This window comes from Sulfurifustis variabilis (genome assembly GCF_002355415.1).
Lineage (GTDB): Bacteria > Pseudomonadota > Gammaproteobacteria > Acidiferrobacterales > Sulfurifustaceae > Sulfurifustis > Sulfurifustis variabilis.
This window is the reverse complement of sequence record NZ_AP014936.1, coordinates 1137925-1153569: the sequence shown is the minus strand read 5'-3', so window position 1 is coordinate 1153569 and position 15645 is coordinate 1137925. Positions and strand designations below refer to the sequence as shown.

Annotated in this window: 21 protein-coding genes and 1 tRNA gene; 11 read left to right on the top strand and 11 right to left on the bottom strand. The window is 66.2% G+C overall.

Translation table 11 applies throughout. The annotated features are described in order from the left end of the window. Positions 1-8 precede the first annotated feature (8 nt). Entirely contained in the window at positions 9-1475 is a 1467-nt protein-coding gene (locus SVA_RS05585; protein WP_096462839.1) for a cobyric acid synthase, read from the top strand. Here the strand turns inward: SVA_RS05585 and SVA_RS05580 are convergent. The 7 genes from SVA_RS05580 to SVA_RS05550 all read right to left on the bottom strand — a co-directional run bounded on the left by SVA_RS05580 (position 1453) and on the right by SVA_RS05550 (position 6486). Further along, a complete protein-coding gene (locus SVA_RS05580; protein ID WP_096459999.1) occupies positions 1453-2190 on the bottom strand; it encodes an adenosylcobinamide-GDP ribazoletransferase in 738 nt (245 codons plus the stop codon). The two genes, SVA_RS05585 and SVA_RS05580, sit on opposite strands and share 23 nt — an antisense overlap. After that, the gene (locus SVA_RS05575; protein ID WP_096459996.1) at positions 2190-2801 is read right to left on the bottom strand and encodes a histidine phosphatase family protein; all 612 of its coding nucleotides are present in this window, start codon (positions 2799-2801) and stop codon (positions 2190-2192) included. Before SVA_RS05575 ends, SVA_RS05580 begins: the two co-directional genes overlap by 1 nt. Beyond that, on the bottom strand, positions 2798-3862 hold the full coding sequence (gene cobT / locus SVA_RS05570; protein WP_096459993.1) for a nicotinate-nucleotide--dimethylbenzimidazole phosphoribosyltransferase: 1065 nt from the start codon (positions 3860-3862) through the stop codon (positions 2798-2800). The genes SVA_RS05575 and cobT overlap by 4 nt, the downstream gene beginning before the upstream one ends. After that, entirely contained in the window at positions 3859-4380 is a 522-nt protein-coding gene (cobU, locus tag SVA_RS05565; protein ID WP_096459990.1) for a bifunctional adenosylcobinamide kinase/adenosylcobinamide-phosphate guanylyltransferase, read from the bottom strand. The genes cobT and cobU overlap by 4 nt, the downstream gene beginning before the upstream one ends. Positions 4381-4404: 24 nt before the next feature. Further along, positions 4405-5337: a cobalamin biosynthesis protein CobD/CbiB gene (locus SVA_RS05560; RefSeq protein WP_096459986.1), complete on the bottom strand. Its 933-nt coding sequence runs from the start codon at positions 5335-5337 to the stop codon at positions 4405-4407. Positions 5338-5401: 64 nt separating this feature from the next. After that, positions 5402-5950 (bottom strand): 1,6-anhydro-N-acetylmuramyl-L-alanine amidase AmpD, encoded by a 549-nt coding sequence (gene ampD, locus SVA_RS05555; protein ID WP_096462838.1) that lies wholly within the window; start codon positions 5948-5950, stop codon positions 5402-5404. A 65-nt stretch (positions 5951-6015) separates the two neighbouring features. Continuing rightward, positions 6016-6486 (bottom strand): aminoacyl-tRNA deacylase, encoded by a 471-nt coding sequence (locus SVA_RS05550; protein WP_096459983.1) that lies wholly within the window; start codon positions 6484-6486, stop codon positions 6016-6018. 171 nt (positions 6487-6657) lie between these two features. Between SVA_RS05550 and SVA_RS05545 the strand changes: the two genes are divergently transcribed. The 6 genes from SVA_RS05545 (at position 6658) to SVA_RS05520 (ending at position 10779) form a co-directional block, all read left to right on the top strand. Next, positions 6658-6894, top strand: a complete 237-nt coding sequence (locus tag SVA_RS05545; protein ID WP_096459980.1) for a hypothetical protein — start codon at positions 6658-6660, stop codon at positions 6892-6894. A 27-nt stretch (positions 6895-6921) separates the two neighbouring features. Next, a complete protein-coding gene (locus SVA_RS05540; RefSeq protein ID WP_096459977.1) occupies positions 6922-7245 on the top strand; it encodes a DUF6763 family protein in 324 nt (107 codons plus the stop codon). A gap of 2 nt (positions 7246-7247) precedes the next feature. After that, a complete protein-coding gene (locus SVA_RS05535; protein ID WP_096459974.1) occupies positions 7248-7535 on the top strand; it encodes a hypothetical protein in 288 nt (95 codons plus the stop codon). An 86-nt stretch (positions 7536-7621) separates the two neighbouring features. Next, positions 7622-8626, top strand: a complete 1005-nt coding sequence (locus tag SVA_RS05530; RefSeq protein ID WP_096459971.1) for a ribonuclease Z — start codon at positions 7622-7624, stop codon at positions 8624-8626. Between the two features lie 61 nt (positions 8627-8687). After that, entirely contained in the window at positions 8688-9185 is a 498-nt protein-coding gene (locus SVA_RS05525; RefSeq protein WP_096459968.1) for a BCAM0308 family protein, read from the top strand. A gap of 58 nt (positions 9186-9243) precedes the next feature. Then, positions 9244-10779 carry a single-stranded DNA-binding protein gene (locus SVA_RS05520; protein WP_096462837.1) on the top strand — a complete coding sequence of 512 codons (1536 nt, stop codon included), beginning with the start codon at positions 9244-9246 and terminating at the stop codon, positions 10777-10779. 49 nt (positions 10780-10828) lie between these two features. Here SVA_RS05520 and SVA_RS19730 read toward each other — a convergent pair whose 3' ends face one another. The 4 genes from SVA_RS19730 to SVA_RS05500 form a co-directional block, all read right to left on the bottom strand. Then, on the bottom strand, positions 10829-11437 hold the full coding sequence (locus SVA_RS19730; RefSeq protein WP_269456942.1) for a zinc ribbon-containing protein: 609 nt from the start codon (positions 11435-11437) through the stop codon (positions 10829-10831). A 168-nt stretch (positions 11438-11605) separates the two neighbouring features. Further along, complete coding sequence (locus SVA_RS05510) at positions 11606-11806, bottom strand: dodecin family protein (RefSeq protein WP_096459965.1); 201 nt, start codon at positions 11804-11806, stop codon at positions 11606-11608. Positions 11807-12001: 195 nt separating this feature from the next. After that, positions 12002-12077 (bottom strand) — tRNA-Thr (locus SVA_RS05505). Between the two features lie 94 nt (positions 12078-12171). Next, positions 12172-12609 (bottom strand): Fur family transcriptional regulator, encoded by a 438-nt coding sequence (locus SVA_RS05500; protein WP_197703383.1) that lies wholly within the window; start codon positions 12607-12609, stop codon positions 12172-12174. 249 nt (positions 12610-12858) lie between these two features. Here SVA_RS05500 and SVA_RS05495 point away from each other — a divergent pair, with 249 nt between their 5' ends. From SVA_RS05495 to SVA_RS05480, 4 genes are read left to right on the top strand one after another with little or no spacing between them, the layout of a single operon-like run. After that, positions 12859-13536 (top strand): GspH/FimT family pseudopilin, encoded by a 678-nt coding sequence (locus SVA_RS05495; protein ID WP_096459962.1) that lies wholly within the window; start codon positions 12859-12861, stop codon positions 13534-13536. A gap of 8 nt (positions 13537-13544) precedes the next feature. Further along, positions 13545-14018 carry a type IV pilus modification protein PilV gene (gene pilV / locus SVA_RS05490; RefSeq protein WP_096459959.1) on the top strand — a complete coding sequence of 158 codons (474 nt, stop codon included), beginning with the start codon at positions 13545-13547 and terminating at the stop codon, positions 14016-14018. An 8-nt stretch (positions 14019-14026) separates the two neighbouring features. Continuing rightward, positions 14027-15136, top strand: coding sequence for a PilW family protein (locus SVA_RS05485; protein WP_169923979.1), 1110 nt, complete (start codon positions 14027-14029; stop codon positions 15134-15136). Then, entirely contained in the window at positions 15133-15642 is a 510-nt protein-coding gene (locus tag SVA_RS05480; protein ID WP_096459953.1) for a PilX N-terminal domain-containing pilus assembly protein, read from the top strand. Before SVA_RS05485 ends, SVA_RS05480 begins: the two co-directional genes overlap by 4 nt. Positions 15643-15645 lie beyond the last annotated feature (3 nt).

The window sequence follows — 15645 nt, the reverse complement described above, 5'->3', positions numbered from 1 at the left end:
TCACCCTCATGGTGCAGGGCACTACCTCCGACGCGGGCAAGAGCACGCTCGTCACCGGCCTGTGTCGCTGGCTCGCCCGGCGCGGCGTAAGGGTAGCGCCGTTCAAGCCGCAGAACATGGCGCTGAACAGCGCCGTGACCGTCGACGGAGGCGAGATCGGCCGCGCGCAGGCGGTGCAGGCGCAGGCCGCGGGTGTTGCGGCGCACACCGACATGAACCCCGTGCTGCTCAAGCCGTCGAGCGACTGCAGCGCGCAGGTGATCGTGCACGGCCGCGTCGCCGAGACGCTCGATGCCCCTTGCTACCATGCGCGCAAGCCGATGCTGCGCGAGGCGGTGCTCGCGAGCTACCGCCGGCTTTGCGCCACTTACGAGGTGATCGTGGTCGAAGGCGCGGGCAGCCCCGCCGAGATCAACCTGCGCGCGCACGACATCGCCAACATGGGTTTTGCCGAGGCCGTCGACTGTCCGGTGATCCTCGTCGCGGACATCGACCGCGGCGGCGTGTTCGCCCACATCAAGGGCACGCTGGCGCTGCTGTCGGGTTCGGAACGCGACCGCATCGGCGGGTTCGTCATCAATCGCTTCCGCGGCGACCTCGGGTTGCTGGAACCGGGCCTCGACTGGCTGGAGGCCGATACCGGAAAGCGCGTACTCGGCGTACTCCCGTACCTGCACGGATTGCACCTCGAGGCCGAGGATGCCCTGCCCGGCGGCCGGGACCGCGGAAAGGAGGGGGCTCGACTGCGCATCGTCGTGCCCGCGCTCCCGCGCATCAGCAACCACACGGACCTCGATCCGTTGCGCCTGCACCCGGAGGTCGATCTCCGGTTCGTGGGGCCGGACCAGCCCGTGCCGCCGGCGGACCTCGTGATCCTGCCGGGCACCAAGAACACGCGCGCCGATCTCGCGTGGCTGCGCGACCAGGGCTGGGAGCCCGCGCTCGCCCGGCACCTGCGCTACGGCGGCAAGCTCATCGGCATTTGCGGGGGCTTTCAGATGCTCGGCATGGCGATTTACGATCCGAAGGGACTCGAAGACGCGCCGGGGTCGAGCCGCGGTTTCGGCTGGCTCGACCTCGAGACCGCGCTGCAGGAGGAAAAACGGCTTGCGCGCGTGCGCGGCCGCCTGGCGTTCGCGGAAGCGAGCGTGACCGGCTACGAGATTCACATGGGCGTCTCGCGCGGACGCGCGCTCGCGCGTCCGGCGCTGCACGTGGAGGGCCGATCCGACGGCGCGCTGTCGGAGGACGGCCAGATACTCGGCACCTACGTGCACGGCCTCTTCGAGTCGCCCGAGGCGCTGTGCGCGCTTCTCGCGTGGGCCGGCATGAAGCAGGCCACATCGATCGACTACGCGGCGATCCGCGAGACCGGCATCGAGCGCATCGCGGACGCCGTCGCCACTCACCTCGACGCCGACTGGCTCCAGACCCTGGTCCCTTCGCGCCCGCTCAGCCGGCGATCAGCGCCATGACGACCAGCACCGCCGTCTCCACGAGCTCGCAACTCGCACCGAGCGTGTCGCCTGTCGTGCCGCCCAGGCGCGCCAGCATCATCCGCCGCAGCAGATAAACCACGACGACGGCCGCCGCGAGCGCCGCGGCACCGGGAAGGCCGCCGCCCCACGCCACGAGCCCGGCGACGCCGATCAGCACCAAGCGGGCCGGCGCCGCGGGCAGCCCGGCCGCTTGGCCGGCACCCAAGCCCTGCGGGCGCACGTACGGCGTCGAGAGGAGAATGAGCACGAGCGCGCTGCGGCCGAGCAACGGGGCGATCACGAGCGCCGGCCACGCCTCGGTGCGCAGCAATACGGACAGCGCGGCAAACTTGAGCAGAAGTACGACCGTCACGCCTGCCACCGCCGCCGGCCCGCTGCGCGGATCCTTCATGATGGCGAGCGCCCTTTCGCGATCGCCGTGGCTTCCGACCCAGGCGTCGATGCTGTCGGCGAGACCGTCCAGATGCAGGCCGCCCGTGAGCAGCGCCCAGACGGCCAGCAGGAGCGCGGCCACGAGAATCGGATCACGATCGGGAAGCAGCGCGGACGACCCCGCGAGCAGCGCGCCGAGCAGCAGGCCGACGAGCGGATAATGGACCACGGAGCGCCCGAGTTCGTCCGGACCCGGCGGGGGCTGAACGGGGACCGGCAGGCGCGTGAGGAACTGCAGCGCGAGCCAGAAGGCGCGCATCAGAGCCGGCCGGCGTGAAAAAGCAGGCGCGGCAGAACCCCCGTCCCGTTCCGCTCCACGATCACGCGCGAGAGACTCGCGGACGGCACGTGGAGCCGAAAGAGGCGCTCGAGCGGCATGTCGAGCACGTGCCGCACGAGCATGCGTATCACGCCGGCGTGGCAGACGACGAGCACGCGTTTGCCCGAGTGACGGGAGATAATTTCGTCCCACGCCAGCACGACCCGGTCCCGAAACGCCGGGAGCGGTTCGGCCCCGGGCGGCCTGTGCCGCACCGGATCCGACCAGAAACGGGTCAGGCGTTCCGGGTCTTCGCTCAGCAGCTCCGCGGCCGTTCGCCCCTCCCAGGCGCCGAAGCCGATCTCCTTCAGCCGCGGCTCGAGCACGAGCGGGCGTCCGTGGGACAACGACAGTTCCCGCGCGAAGGCGGCGCAACGCGCGAGCGGGGATGTCACGATGACGTCCCACGGGCAGTCGCTGCCCACGGCTTCGCGCATCTCCTGCCAGCCGAGCTCGCTCAGGGGATCATCGAGCTGTCCGCGGTACTTCTTGCCGCCGACGGGCTCGCCGTGGCGCAGGAGATCGACCAGGGTGGGAGCGGCGCCGCTCACGGTTGCGGCTCCGGTCCGGCGGAGACGCCCGCTTCCTCGAAGGTCGCCATCTCTTCGTGCAGCGCGCAGGCCAGTCGCAGCAGGGGAACGGCGACGGCGGCGCCGCTCGCCTCGCCCAACCGCATGCCCAGGCTCAACAAAGGTTCGGCCTGCAGCGTTTCCAGCACCATCCGGTGTCCCGGCTCGGCGGAACGATGCGCATAGATGAACCATTCCCGCGCGGACGCGTTGACGCGCACGGCCACGAGCGCCGCGGTCGTCGCAATGAAGCCGTCCACGAGCAGCGGTATCCCGAGCTGCGCGCCGCGCAGGTAGAGACCCACGAGCGCCGCAATCTCGAACCCTCCCAGGCGGCGCAACACCTCGAGCGGTTCGGCGAGCGCGCTGCCGTGCAGGGCGAGGGCGTGCTCGATGACGGCGGCCTTGCGCCGTACCCCGGCGGCGTCGAGCCCGGTGCCCGGTCCGGCCAGGTACCGCGGTGGGACCGACAGCAGCGCGGACGCGACCGCCGAGGCGGCGGTGGTATTGCCGATGCCCATGTCTCCGCCGATCAGAAGATCCACTTCCGCTCGACCGGCGCGCTCCGCCGCCTCGCCGCCGGCGGCGAGCGCTTCCAGCAACTGCGCCTCGGCCATCGCCGGCTCCCGCGCCAGGTCAGCGGTCCCGGAACCGATCGGCCGATCGATGACGCCCGGAAGCCGGCCGGTTTCGTGCACGGTACCCAGGTTCACGACCTCGAGCGAGGCGCCGAGCGAGCGCGCGAGCACGTTGATCGCCGCGCCGCCACGCGCAAAATTGCGCACCATCTCGGCCGTGACTGCTTGGGGAAACGCCGACACGCCTTGCGCCGCCACGCCGTGGTCCGCGGCAAAGACCACGATGCGCACCGCGTCGACGCGCGGACGCTCGCTCGCCTGCAGCGCCGCGAGCCGGCAGACGACCTCCTCGAGACGACCCAACGAACCGGGTGGCTTGGTGAGCCGCGCCTGACGGGCCCGGGCGGCGCGGGCGCAGGCGACATCCGGCACGCGTACGGGGTCGCGCCAGCGTTGCGCGCTCACGCCGCGCCCTTGAGCGTGACCGGCAGCCCGGCGACCACGAGCGTCACGCGATCGCAGACCCGGGCGAGCTCCTGATGCAATCGCCCCGCTTCGTCGCAATAGCGGCGGCTGAGCTCGCCGAGGGGCACGATGCCCATTCCCGTCTCGTTGCTGACGAGCAGCAGGTGACCGGGCACGCTTTCGACGGCGTCCAGGAAGTCGGCGCGCTCGCGCGTGTAGAGATTCGCATCGTCGCGCGCGTGCAGGACGTTCGACAACCAGAGCGTCAGGCAGTCGACGATCACGCATCGGTCGGGTCCGGCATGCGTGCGAAGGCTGCTGCCCAGCGCGATCGGCTCCTCGATGAGCCGCCAATCCGTCGACCGCCGGTCCCGGTGCCGGCGGATGCGATCGGCCATTTCCGCATCGCGCGCCTCGGCGGTTGCGACATACACGACGGCAAGCCCGCTCTCGCGGGCCCGTCGCTCGGCCAGACCGCTCTTGCCGGAGCGAGCGCCCCCGAGGATGAGCTCCTTCATGAAACGAACGCCGCAGGCCAGCGTTCAGCCGGCGAAAAGGCCGAAGAGGTGCGCTCCCGTCATGAGGATGCCGACCACGAGCCAGAAGAGAAGCACGCGCCAGACGAGGGCAACCACGCCGCGGATATGCGACGCGTCGGGGATGACGCTCAGTGTCGCGGCCCGCTCCTCGTATTCGCCCACCTCCGAGACCGCCTCGCAGTTCTGCATGTGCATCGCGCCGAAGCCGGAGGCCAGCAGCGGACCGCTGTTGATGTCCGACCACACGCCCATCTGCCGCCGCCAGCAGCGCAGTGCATCCTCGAAGCTGCCCATGATGCCGTACGAGAGCGCGGTGATGCGCGCGGGCACCCATTGCATCACGTCGTCCAGCCGGGCGGCCGCCCAGCCGAACTCGACGAACCGCTCGTACCGATGGCCCCAGAGCATATCGAGAATACTCGCGAGTCGCTGCAGCACCGCGCCGACCGGACCGAGCAGGATGAACCAGAAGATCGGAGAGATGACGAGCGAACTGCCCTGCTTGAGCACAGCCTCCACGGTCGCGTGCGCGATGCTCACCTCCGTCAGGTCGGGCGCGCTCTTGCCGGTCAACTCCTTGTACTGATTGTCGGCCTCGCGCAGCTCACCGGCCTCGAGCGCCTCCGAGACCGACCGGGCAACGTGCCCCAGCCGGAAGAGATCGAGGCAGAGATAGAGCACGAAGATATCGAAAGCGAGACGCAGCACCCCGCTCAACTGCCCGAGGATGTAGCGCGCAAGCAGGACGCCGAGCAGGATGGGAACGGTCGCGAGCAGCACCGCGCCGACGCCGTGCAGCCGGCTCCCGCCGTTGAAGCGCTGCTCGATGGACTCCGCCCAGTCGCGGTACCAGGCGAACGGCTTGAAGCCGTGCCGGTCCGGCAAGAACCGGTCGAGGGCCACTGCGAGCAGGATACTGATCAATATTTCACCCATGGGACGCTTTTATGTCGGGAATCGGGCGCGATCAATTTACCGGCGCGCCCGGTGAGGGGCAAGCTCAGGCGAGCATCGTGCGCAGCCGCGTCCATTCGAAGTGCGGACCGGGATCGGTCTTGCGTCCCGGCGCGATGTCCGCGTGTCCGTAGATGCGCGCAGGCGTGATGGCGGGATAAGCGCGCATGATGGCGCGTGCCAAATCGCCAAGGATGTCGTATTGACGGGGCTCGAACGGAACGTCGTCCGCGCCCTCCAGCTCGATGCCGATGGAGAAGTCGTTGACGCGGTTCCGGCCCTCGCAGCACGACTGCCCGGCGTGCCACGCGCGCAGGTGCAACGGGACGAACTGGGCGACGCCGCCGTCGCGCCGGACGAGCAGATGCGCCGAAACCTCGAGGCCGCGGATCTCCGCATAATAAGGATGCGCGGCAGGATCCAGCGCGTTGCAGAACAACCGCTCGATCCCCGGGCCTCCGAACTCTCCGGGCGGAAGGCTGATGGCGTGGACGATCAGCACCTCCGGCCGGCCGCCCGCCGGCCGGGCGTCGCAGTTCGGCGAGGGCACGAAGCGCACGCCCTCGACCAGGCCTGAAACGGGATCTACGCGCATGACCACCGGCTCTCCTCCCTGACGGAGGTTAGCACAGCCTCATGCGCAGGTGCCGCCGGGACGCTTCAGTGCGTGAACTGCCCGTGCCGCGCCTCGCGCAGGAGCGAAAGGAACTGCTCGCCCTTCACGCGGATCAGCTCCTCGTGGTCGCCGGCCTCGAAATAGATCTCCGGCACCCCGACCAGGCTGTCGTCGACGATGGTTTCCATGCCGTACGCCGGCCCCAGCGGCGGGATCGCGCCGACCGCGCAGTCCTTGAAGACGGGCACGAGGCTGTCCTCGCCGGCAAGGTTGAGCTCCCGGCCCAGCTTCTTCGAAAGCGTCTTGACGCTTACGTGCCGGCTGCCGGGAACGACCGCCATCACGTAACCACCCCCGCCGGCATCGTGCAGCACCACGGCCTTGGCGACGCGGTCGGCCGGGACATGCGCGGTCTGCACCGTGCCGCGCGTGGAGCTCGTGTGCGGGTGGGGAACGACGTCATAGGCGACCCGGTTCTGCTGCAGGTAGTTCTCGACGGTCTTCGCGATGGTCATGGCGGCTCTCCTGACATCCTCGGGCACTCTAATTCGACGGCGCCCGCGCGTTTTGATTCAGATCAAACACCGCCGCTCGTTCGCGCTTGCGCGCGCGTCCCGGTCGTGGCAGGTTGGACGGGACAGCCGAGCGGTCACGGAAGTAGAAACACTTTCACAGGGGATACCGCCATGAATGCGCCGAGCAGTGTTCCGCAGGTGGGTGCGCCCGACCCGGAATTGCACACCTCTCCCATTGTCGAACGGGAAGAAGCCGAAGAGGTGCCCTCTCTCGACGACGAGCTCGAGCAGGGCGCCTGTTACTTCAACGACGTGCGCTATCCGGTCGGGCAGTACGTCCGTTGCGGCGACGAGGTGCTGCGGTGCATGCGCGGCGTCTGGGTCAGCAAGGGAGAAACGCGCCCTTGAGCCGGGCCGCGCGCCCGGGAGGCACAAATGGCAGAAGCGGAACCGATCGAGTCGCAGTGGTATCAGCATCGGGACAAGGGACACCGGTTTCAGGTGCTGGCCGCCGACCGCGACGCGGGGACGATCGACATCCAGCACTTCGACGGCGACATCGAGGAAATCGATTTCGACCAGTGGGCCGAGCTGGAAGTCGAGGCGATCGAAGCGCCCGAGGACTGGACGGGCCCGATGGACGACGTCGAGGTGGACGACCTCGGTTACACGGAAACCGACATGAACGAGCGCGACTGGGAAGAACCGCTCGAGGAACGGGGTCGCCGGAACAGCGAGGAAGAGCCCGAAGGCGGCTGACCGTGGCGCAGATCACGACACGCGATCTTGCCCAGACCAAGGAGGCGGTAGCCGGGCTCCTGGAGCAGCTGGGTCTGTCCGCGTACCTGTTCGAGGTGGAGCCGAGGTCGGACGGGGCACCATGGCAGGTCCGGATCGACTGCCAGGTCTCGGGCGGGTGGCAGTCGCTGTCGCTTCCGATCGATGTCGACCGGTTGCTGCAAAGCGCGACGGAGGGACCGACGCGAGACCGGACGTTGAGCGAATGGCGGACCGCCCTACACGGTTGCGCGCGCGGGAAACAGGAATAAGGCCGCGCCGGCAACGAAGATCGGACGGCGGATCACGCCGCCTTGTCACGGCGGCGGGTGAGAGTCGAGGAGCAGAATCGACGGGCATGCGGCCGCTGTTCCACCCTCAGCTGGTCAACGACGCTTTCGGCGATCCCGGACTGTACGTGGAGTTCATGTTCGAGCGGCGCGCCCTGCTCTTCGATCTCGGCGACCTCGGCGGGCTGAGCACGCGCCGTGTGCTGCGGGTGACGGACGTCTTCGTCTCCCACGCGCACATGGACCACTTCATCGGCTTCGATTACCTCCTTCGGCTTCACCTCGGCCGCGGCAAGCGGCTGCGCCTCTACGGCCCGCCGGGTTTCGCGGCCCAGGTCGGACACAAGCTGGCCGCGTACACGTGGAACCTGGTGCACCGCTACGAGGCGCAGCTCGTTTTCGAGGTCCTGGAGGTGCATCCCGACGGTAACGCCTTCGTCCGCGAGTTCTCGTCCTCTTCCGCGTTCCGGCACGCGAACGAGCGACCATTCAAGCTCGTGGACGGCGTATTGTTCGACGAACCGGCCCTTCGCGTTCGGACAGTCTTCCTCGAGCACGGCACCTCGGTTCTCGCCTTCGCCCTGGAAGAGAAGGCCCACGTCAACGTCTGGAAGAATCGGCTGCAGGAAATGGGCCTTCCTATGGGACCGTGGCTGCACGCGCTCAAGCGGGCGGTGCTCGCCGGCCTCCCCGATGAGACTCTCGTCCGCGTGCCCGGCGCAACCGCGCGCGATCTCCCCCTGGGGATGCTGCGGGAACACCTGGTCCGGGTGGTCCCCGGACAGAAGATCGCGTACATCGTCGACTGCGACTTCAGCACGGCCAACGTACGACGTATCGTGTCGCTTGCGCGGGACGCCGATTGGCTCTACGTGGAGTCGCCCTTTCTCCACGAGGACGTCGCGCACGCGACGCGGAAACACCACTTGACGACACGTCAGGCCGGCTGGCTTGCGCGCGAGGCGCGCGCGAAACGGACGGTGCCGTTTCATTTCTCACCCAAGTACCGCGACCGCGAGGCGCAATTGCGAAGCGAGGTGGAAGAGTCCGCCGCGATCGGCGCTTTGACGTGAATCAAAGCCGGTACACGGAACGGTCAGGATACTGAATCCAGGCAGAACGGAGGCGCGAACGATGGGCACGAAGAGCGCGAACGGTCCGAACCACCGGCGACGCGACAGGCTGCTGCGCGAGTATGAGCACGACACCTACAAGATGCGCGGCAAGCCCCGAGAACCGGCCGTATGCCCGGAGTGCCGCGCCGTTTACCACAAGGGGAGATGGCAGTGGTCACCGCCTTCGCAGGATGCGCAGCCTCTCGTCTGCCCCGCGTGCCAGCGCATGCACGACCGCTGCCCGGCCGGATTTCTCGCCCTGAACGGACCTTTTTTCGCTTCGCACCGCGACGAGATCCTGCATCTCGCCCACAACGTGGAGGCACGCGAGAAAGGACTGCATCCGCTTCGGCGCATCATCGGGCTGGAGGACCACGACGACGGCGTGCTTATTACTACCACGACCATGGGAACGGCGCGCTCCATCGGTACCGCCGTGCACCATGCCTACAAGGGAGAGCTCGACTATCGCTATACGGATGAGTCGAACATCCTGAGAGTGAACTGGCGGCGTTGAAGCGTTTGCCAGTACACCGGGCAACGGGATGCCGAGCGCCCCGTGTATGATTGACGGCATGGCGGACGCCCTCGCCCAATCTGCTCCGGGCAGCGACGAGCTGGATCTCCTCCTGGCCGTACTGCCCGATTCCCTGCGCCGGAGCCTGACCGATACGGACCGCACCGCACTCACCGAGATCGTCATGGACCTCGGGCGGCCCGCTGCCGCGCGGATCGACGGGCGCACCAGGGCGCTCTCGCAGCGCGCCGTCCGGCCGGAGGACCTCGCCCACGTCATCGACCGTATCGGCGAGTTCACCGAGGACAATCGGGCCGGGATCGCCCGAACCCTGCACCGGATTGCGGCCCTCCGAAACCGGAAGGGTCAGATCGTCGGGCTGACACTGCGTGTCGGACGGGCGGTCCACGGCACGATCGACATCCTGCGCGACCTGCTCGAAAGCGGGCGTAACCTCCTCATCCTCGGCCGGCCGGGAATCGGCAAGACGACCAAGCTGCGCGAAGCGGCGCGCGTACTCGCCGACGATCTGAGCCGGCGCGTCATCGTGATCGACACTTCGAACGAGGTCGCAGGCGACGGTGACATCCCCCATCCCGCCATCGGAGAAGCCCGCCGCATGCAGGTCCCCCATCCCGAGCGCCAGCACGCGGTGATGATCGAGGCGGTGGAAAACCACATGCCCGAGGTGATCGTCGTGGACGAGATCGGCACCGAGGCGGAAGCGGCGGCGGCACGCACGATTGCCGAACGCGGCGTGCAGCTGATCGGAACGGCGCACGGCAACACGCTCGAAAACCTCGTCATGAACCCGACGCTCTCCGACCTGGTCGGCGGCGTGCACGTGGTCACGCTGTCGGACGACGAGGCGCGCCGCCGCGGTTCGCCCAAGACCGTCACCGAGCGCCGCGCGCCGCCGACCTTCGATATCGTGGTTGAAATCGTCGAGCGCGACGAGGTCGTCGTCCATCGCGACACCGCGCTCGCGGTCGACCGGCTGCTGGAAGGCATGGACCCGGGCGGCGAGCGCCGCACACGGGGAACGACCGTACGCGCGCGCGAGATCGCCGACGAACGCCGGCCCTCCGAGGAAGCCGGCGTTGCCGAACGTCTCCCGCCCTCCCACGAAAAGACGGTACGCGTCTATCCCTACGCGCTCAGTCGCGACCTGCTCGAGCGCGTGATACGCGACCTGCGGGTCAATGCCCGGGCCGCACGACGCCCGGAGGACTCAGATCTCATAGTGGCCCTGCGATCGCGCGCGGAAGATGCCCGACTCACGCGCCTGGTCGATGCCACCGGACTGCCCCTGCACGTCGTGAAGAGCAACACCACGGCACAGCTGCGCCGTGTGCTCCAAAACGTCTTCAACGTCATGCAGGGCTTCGACGACGAAGAGGTGAAAGACGCCGTTCGCGAGGTCGAGCACGCGATACAGCGAGTACTGAACGAAGGCGTGGAAGTCGCGCTTGCGCCCCGCCGGCCGATGATACGCCGCATGCAGCACCGCATGATCGTCCGCTACCATCTCGACGCGGAAGCGGCCGGGCGCGAACCGCTGAAGCATCTGGTCATCCACCCGAGACGCCACTGATCCCCGAACTCGGCCGGGGATGACTCCCGTGCAGGGGCCCCGGCGAGCCCTACAAACGACGAAATTCCAGGTTTCGGCAATTCGGGCACGGCGGCAGATGCCCGGGTTGTGCGAGGCTCAGCTTTTCCCCGCACGCCGTGCATTCGAAGCTCCCGCTTGCCGTCATTTCACCGGCCCGGTAGGACTGCTGCTCGAATCGGCGCCCGGCCTGTTGAAGCCATTCGCCCACCGCCGTCGCCGCGCCGGCCAGAAAGCCACGGCCCCGGTCACGCCACACGGCGAAGGAATCCGCCGACTTTGCCGAAAACCTCTGCCATTCCGGACCCATCTTGACCGCGGCGCTGGCGAGATCCTTTTTCACGGTATCGGCGACCTTGTTGATTGCGTCGGCGGTATAGCCACCCATCTCCTTGAGCTGAACGACGGCGCGGTCGACCGCGGCGCGCACGCCGTCGGCGTTCACCGCGCCGCGCATCTCGGCGAAACGGCGTTCGATCTCCTCCCGCAGCTGTTCGTAAATCGCCCGCTCCTCGGTCTGCCGCTCGGGCGGCGGCAGCGCCTGGTCGATCTCGGCCTCGGCAGCCAGCCAGTCCTGCACCGGGTCCCCGCCCCGAAAACCGCGCGCGGCCGCGCGGAAGTAGGCTGCCTCGGCGATCATGCGACGCCGCTCGTCCACTGCGTCCTCGCCCGCCGGCGAGCGCCATGCCGCCGTGGTCTTCCTCTCTGTCATGCTTCCTCCGCGAGAGATCGAATCACTCCGCCCGGATGCTCCGCGCGTGGGCGCCTGGTGCCGTCCGCGCGGGCCGTTCCGCCCCCGGCCAGCGGGTCACTCCACTACGAATGAAATCTTCGCATTGACGCGATATTCGGAAATGCGGTTGTTCTCCACCTTCGCCTGCAACTCCTTGACGTAAATCGATTTGATGTTTCGCACCGTTTTAGACGCCTCCTGGAGCGCGCTATGGGCCGCGTCTTCCCAGCTCTTGTCCGACTGAGCCAACACCTCGATGACCTTGACGATCGCCATCTCGCCGTCTCCTTGTCTTGGGGGACCAAGGCTAGCTCATGGAAACGCGCCAAAAAAATCTGAGAAGGCGGGGTTATTGTTCCCGGGTGCGGTGCCGCGGAAAGTCCGCCACGTCACGCGACGGGCGGCGATCGCTCGGCAGGACAGGGGCCGATTTACCTCGGCAGAAGGGAAATGGGGTGATGACGGAGCGGTTGGTGCCGGTGCGCGGACTCGAACCGCGGACCTACTGATTACGAATCAGTTGCTCTACCAACTGAGCTACACCGGCGGGGCAGCGGAAAGGCGGGCAGTATACGGCGAAGGGGGGCCGCAACCAAGCGGCGCGGCGGCCGGCCTGAACAGAATGACGGCGAAACAGGCGACTACTTGGCGCGGAAGCGGACGATCACGTCGACGCCCTGAAGCATGGCGCCCTCGGGTAACTCGGGGAGGCCACTCACCTGCACTTCGCCGGCGTCGATGTCCGTCAGCTGTCCGGTTCCCTCGTCGTAGAGATGGTGATGCGGCGCCGTATTGGGATCGTAGAAGATACGCGTCGGGTCCGCGATCACCTCCCGGACCACGCCCTTCTCGGCGAGGAGCCCGAGCGTGTTATAGACGGTCGCCTTTGACACGTGGTGCGACTCGGCGTTGACCGCCCTGAAGACGTCCTCGGCCGACAGGTGCGTCCCGCGCTCGAAGAGAACCCTGACGATCTGAATCCGCTGCGTGGTCGGATTGATACCCCGACCACGAAGCAGGGCGACGATCTCGGGTTGAGAAAGTCTTTTGCCGTGCTCGGTCGCGTGTGCGTGCATCATTTGGAATAAGTATAAAACGAGACGATTTGAGGCGCCACCCTCGGGTAGGCGAAAAATTGCCAGCCCCAGGCACGAAGCGCCTTGATTTGCATCAATTCTAACGAACGTACTCGTCAGCGTTTCTCCCCCGCTCGTGCTCCAGCAACGGGGCAATTCTCGTGAAACTGACGTAAAGCGGCAATTGAAGTCGGGGTACTCCGAATTAGACTCTTCAGTAGACAGAAACAAATCCAGCAGCCCAACCGCTAAATGGCTTTAGAGAGAAAGTTACGCAGGTACTCGAAGGCTCCTTTTGTCTGCCAAAAGGAACCGTTCGTCTGCATTTATCTGCAGGATAAATATCCGTTCGTCCCCGCTTTTATGCCGTCGGTCGGTTTTCGGCATTTTTGCAGGTCTATGGCCGGGTTTAACCTCGTCGAGCTTATGGCCACCCTGGTGGTTATCGGGGTTCTGCTTGGTGTTGGTTTGCCGGCGATTAACAGGTTTGTAGAAAGCAATCGGCTCACGTCGGCGACAAACAACCTTATCTCGGATCTCAGCGTGGCCCGCACCGAGGCGGTGAAGCGCGGCTTAAGGGTCGGGGTTTGCACCTCGACCGACGCGTCAACGTGTTCCGCCTCCACCTGGGAGCGCGGTTGGCTCGTATTCGTAGACAAAGACGGCAACTCGGCCTGGACGGCAGGAACCGACGAGGTCGTCCGCGCGAGAGAAAGCCTACCCGGTTCCATGGCCGCCAGCTCCGTTCTGTCGACGGGGGGTGGCATCAATCTCTCCCTCTACGACCGGCAGGGGGCCGTACCCGCGCTAAGGGCCACCGATACAGACGACGCCATCGAGTACTCCTTCTGTAACACGAAGCTCGGCCGGGGCCGCAAGGTCACGGTCAACGAGTTCGGCCGCCACACGCTCGCGAACATCGACTGTTAGAAACACCCATGCGGAATAGCCGATTTTCCGGATTTACGTTGGTCGAGGTGCTCATCGCCCTGCTGGTGCTTTCGCTCGGGCTCCTGGGTCTCGCGCTGTTGCAGGTTCAAGCGATGCAGCTGAACACCGACGGTTACTTGCGCACCCAGGCCTCGATGCTCGCGTATGAACTGATCGACCGCATCCGCGCCAACCCCAAGGCGGCAAGCTATTACCACATTCCGGATGAAACCGCGATCAACAGCAAGAAAGGCGCATACGACTCCTGCGCAGCCAGCACCTGCAAGTGCGATGCGGTGGTCTGCGACAGCAACACAATGGCTACTTACGACGTCGGCAAGTGGTACCAGGACCAGGCGCGCATCCTGCCGCAGGGTAATGAGCGTTCGACGGTCACCAAAGACGGTAATCAGTACACGATTGTGATGCGGTGGATGGAGCGCGATTTCGCGGTACAGCAGGAATGGGTGGTCGAGCTATGAGGACGACCATGCGGACACCGCTGCGCAACATGCACGGCGTGAATCTGGTTGAACTGATGGTCGCGATGACCATCGGCCTGCTCATTCTTGCCGCGGTGTCGACGCTGTTACTGGACAGCAAACGAAGCTACGTGATGCAGGACGGAATGGCGCGTCTCCAGGAAAACGCCCGACACGCCATGCAGACGATCATGCGAGACCTGCGCATGGCGGGCTACTACGGATGCGCCGATGAAATCACCAGCGTCACGAACACGCTGAACGGCTCGTCTGGTGGCGAAGCCTTCGACGTCAGCAACCCGATACAGGGCTCCGATGACAGGAGCAATTGGTATCCGCTGGCTTCCCCGGCCGTCCCTCCGCCCACCGATATGCTTGCGGGCACGGATGCAATCGCCATCCGTTACCTCGACCCCAACACGGAAGTCGATGTCGATGAACCGTTCATGCCGACGACCTCGGCGGCGCTTCATACCAGCGGCTCGGGCCTCAAGGTCGGTGAAATTGTTTTCGTGAACGACTGCAGCGCCGGCGCCCTCTTTCAGATCACGGGCCCCGGGAACATGGGGGACGCTGTCACCGGCACGGTCGTGCACAACACCGGTTCTGACGGCGACAGCAAAGTGCCGGGCAACTCCACGAAGAATCTCGGCAAGATTTTCGAAGATGACGCGAAAATCGCAAAGTACTACTACGCGCTCTATTACGTAAAGGAGAGCGAGGTATCCGGCCAGCCTGCGCTTCACCGGATTACGCTGATTACCGAGGGAGACGAAGTCAAGACCAAGGAGTACGAGCTCGTCGAAGGCATCGAAGACCTCCAGCTGCTGTATGGCGAGGACACTGTGAACGGCGATCGGGTACCCGATGTTTATCGCAAAGCCAACGAGGTCACAAACTGGAGCAACGTGGTCAGCGCCAGGATCGGATTGGTCGCACGAAGCCTCGCGCACACCGACAGCGGAAGCAAAGAATATAGGCCGTTCATAGATACGACACCCGGATATGACGTGGACGGCGATGGCGAATACGACCCGAATTATGACGATGGGCCGAAGAACGATAACTACCAGCGCCGAGTATTTCGAACCACGGTGGTTCTACGGAACCTGCAATGAATAATCGCGAGTCTATCCACCTTACCGTCGCGGCTGCCTCGCCGCCGAGGCATCGCGGCAGAGCCGCTCGCCCCCCTGTCGGTCGACAGTGCGGCACGGCGCTCGTGATGGCCCTCGTCATCCTGCTCGTGCTCACCATACTGGGGATCTCGGCGATGGATACGGGCTCGCTGCAGGCCGTCATGGCGCGCAACACGCAAGACACGCACCGGGCCTTCGAGGCGGCGGAATCCGGGCTCAGCAGAGCGATGAATACCGCCGGCAGTTTCGATCTTTACAACCCCGTCACGAACGACTTTGACTTCGGATCCGGCACCTACAAAGCCAAGGCAACCGTAACGACGGAGTTTCTCGCCTTTTCCCCACCCAAGCGGGGATCCGGCTACAGCGCGATCAACTTCGATTCCGCGAACTTCGACCAGAAGAGCACGGGCGAGGTCGCCGCGACCAGCGCCAAGACAGCCCTGCACCAAGGGGTCAGCCAGATCGTGAACAAGTCCGAATAAGGG

Excerpts from the sequence above, each read along its gene's own strand:
- SVA_RS05525 (WP_096459968.1), top strand. The coding sequence starts at position 8,688 with ATGGGCACGAAGAGCGCGAACGGTCCGAACCACCGGCGACGCGACAGG.
- SVA_RS05545 (WP_096459980.1), top strand. The coding sequence starts at position 6,658 with ATGAATGCGCCGAGCAGTGTTCCGCAGGTGGGTGCGCCCGACCCGGAA.
- SVA_RS05585 (WP_096462839.1), top strand. The coding sequence starts at position 9 with ATGGTGCAGGGCACTACCTCCGACGCGGGCAAGAGCACGCTCGTCACC.
- SVA_RS05485 (WP_169923979.1), top strand. The coding sequence starts at position 14,027 with ATGCGGACACCGCTGCGCAACATGCACGGCGTGAATCTGGTTGAACTG.
- SVA_RS05520 (WP_096462837.1), top strand. The coding sequence starts at position 9,244 with ATGGCGGACGCCCTCGCCCAATCTGCTCCGGGCAGCGACGAGCTGGAT.
- SVA_RS19730 (WP_269456942.1), bottom strand. The coding sequence starts at position 11,437 with ATGATCGCCGAGGCAGCCTACTTCCGCGCGGCCGCGCGCGGTTTTCGG.
- SVA_RS05530 (WP_096459971.1), top strand. The coding sequence starts at position 7,622 with ATGCGGCCGCTGTTCCACCCTCAGCTGGTCAACGACGCTTTCGGCGAT.
- SVA_RS05495 (WP_096459962.1), top strand. The coding sequence starts at position 12,859 with ATGGCTTTAGAGAGAAAGTTACGCAGGTACTCGAAGGCTCCTTTTGTC.
- SVA_RS05560 (WP_096459986.1), bottom strand. The coding sequence starts at position 5,337 with ATGGGTGAAATATTGATCAGTATCCTGCTCGCAGTGGCCCTCGACCGG.
- SVA_RS05580 (WP_096459999.1), bottom strand. The coding sequence starts at position 2,190 with ATGCGCGCCTTCTGGCTCGCGCTGCAGTTCCTCACGCGCCTGCCGGTC.
- pilV (WP_096459959.1), top strand. The coding sequence starts at position 13,545 with ATGCGGAATAGCCGATTTTCCGGATTTACGTTGGTCGAGGTGCTCATC.
- cobU (WP_096459990.1), bottom strand. The coding sequence starts at position 4,380 with ATGAAGGAGCTCATCCTCGGGGGCGCTCGCTCCGGCAAGAGCGGTCTG.
- SVA_RS05500 (WP_197703383.1), bottom strand. The coding sequence starts at position 12,609 with ATGATGCACGCACACGCGACCGAGCACGGCAAAAGACTTTCTCAACCC.
- SVA_RS05540 (WP_096459977.1), top strand. The coding sequence starts at position 6,922 with ATGGCAGAAGCGGAACCGATCGAGTCGCAGTGGTATCAGCATCGGGAC.
- ampD (WP_096462838.1), bottom strand. The coding sequence starts at position 5,950 with ATGCGCGTAGATCCCGTTTCAGGCCTGGTCGAGGGCGTGCGCTTCGTG.
- SVA_RS05550 (WP_096459983.1), bottom strand. The coding sequence starts at position 6,486 with ATGACCATCGCGAAGACCGTCGAGAACTACCTGCAGCAGAACCGGGTC.
- SVA_RS05480 (WP_096459953.1), top strand. The coding sequence starts at position 15,133 with ATGAATAATCGCGAGTCTATCCACCTTACCGTCGCGGCTGCCTCGCCG.
- SVA_RS05510 (WP_096459965.1), bottom strand. The coding sequence starts at position 11,806 with ATGGCGATCGTCAAGGTCATCGAGGTGTTGGCTCAGTCGGACAAGAGC.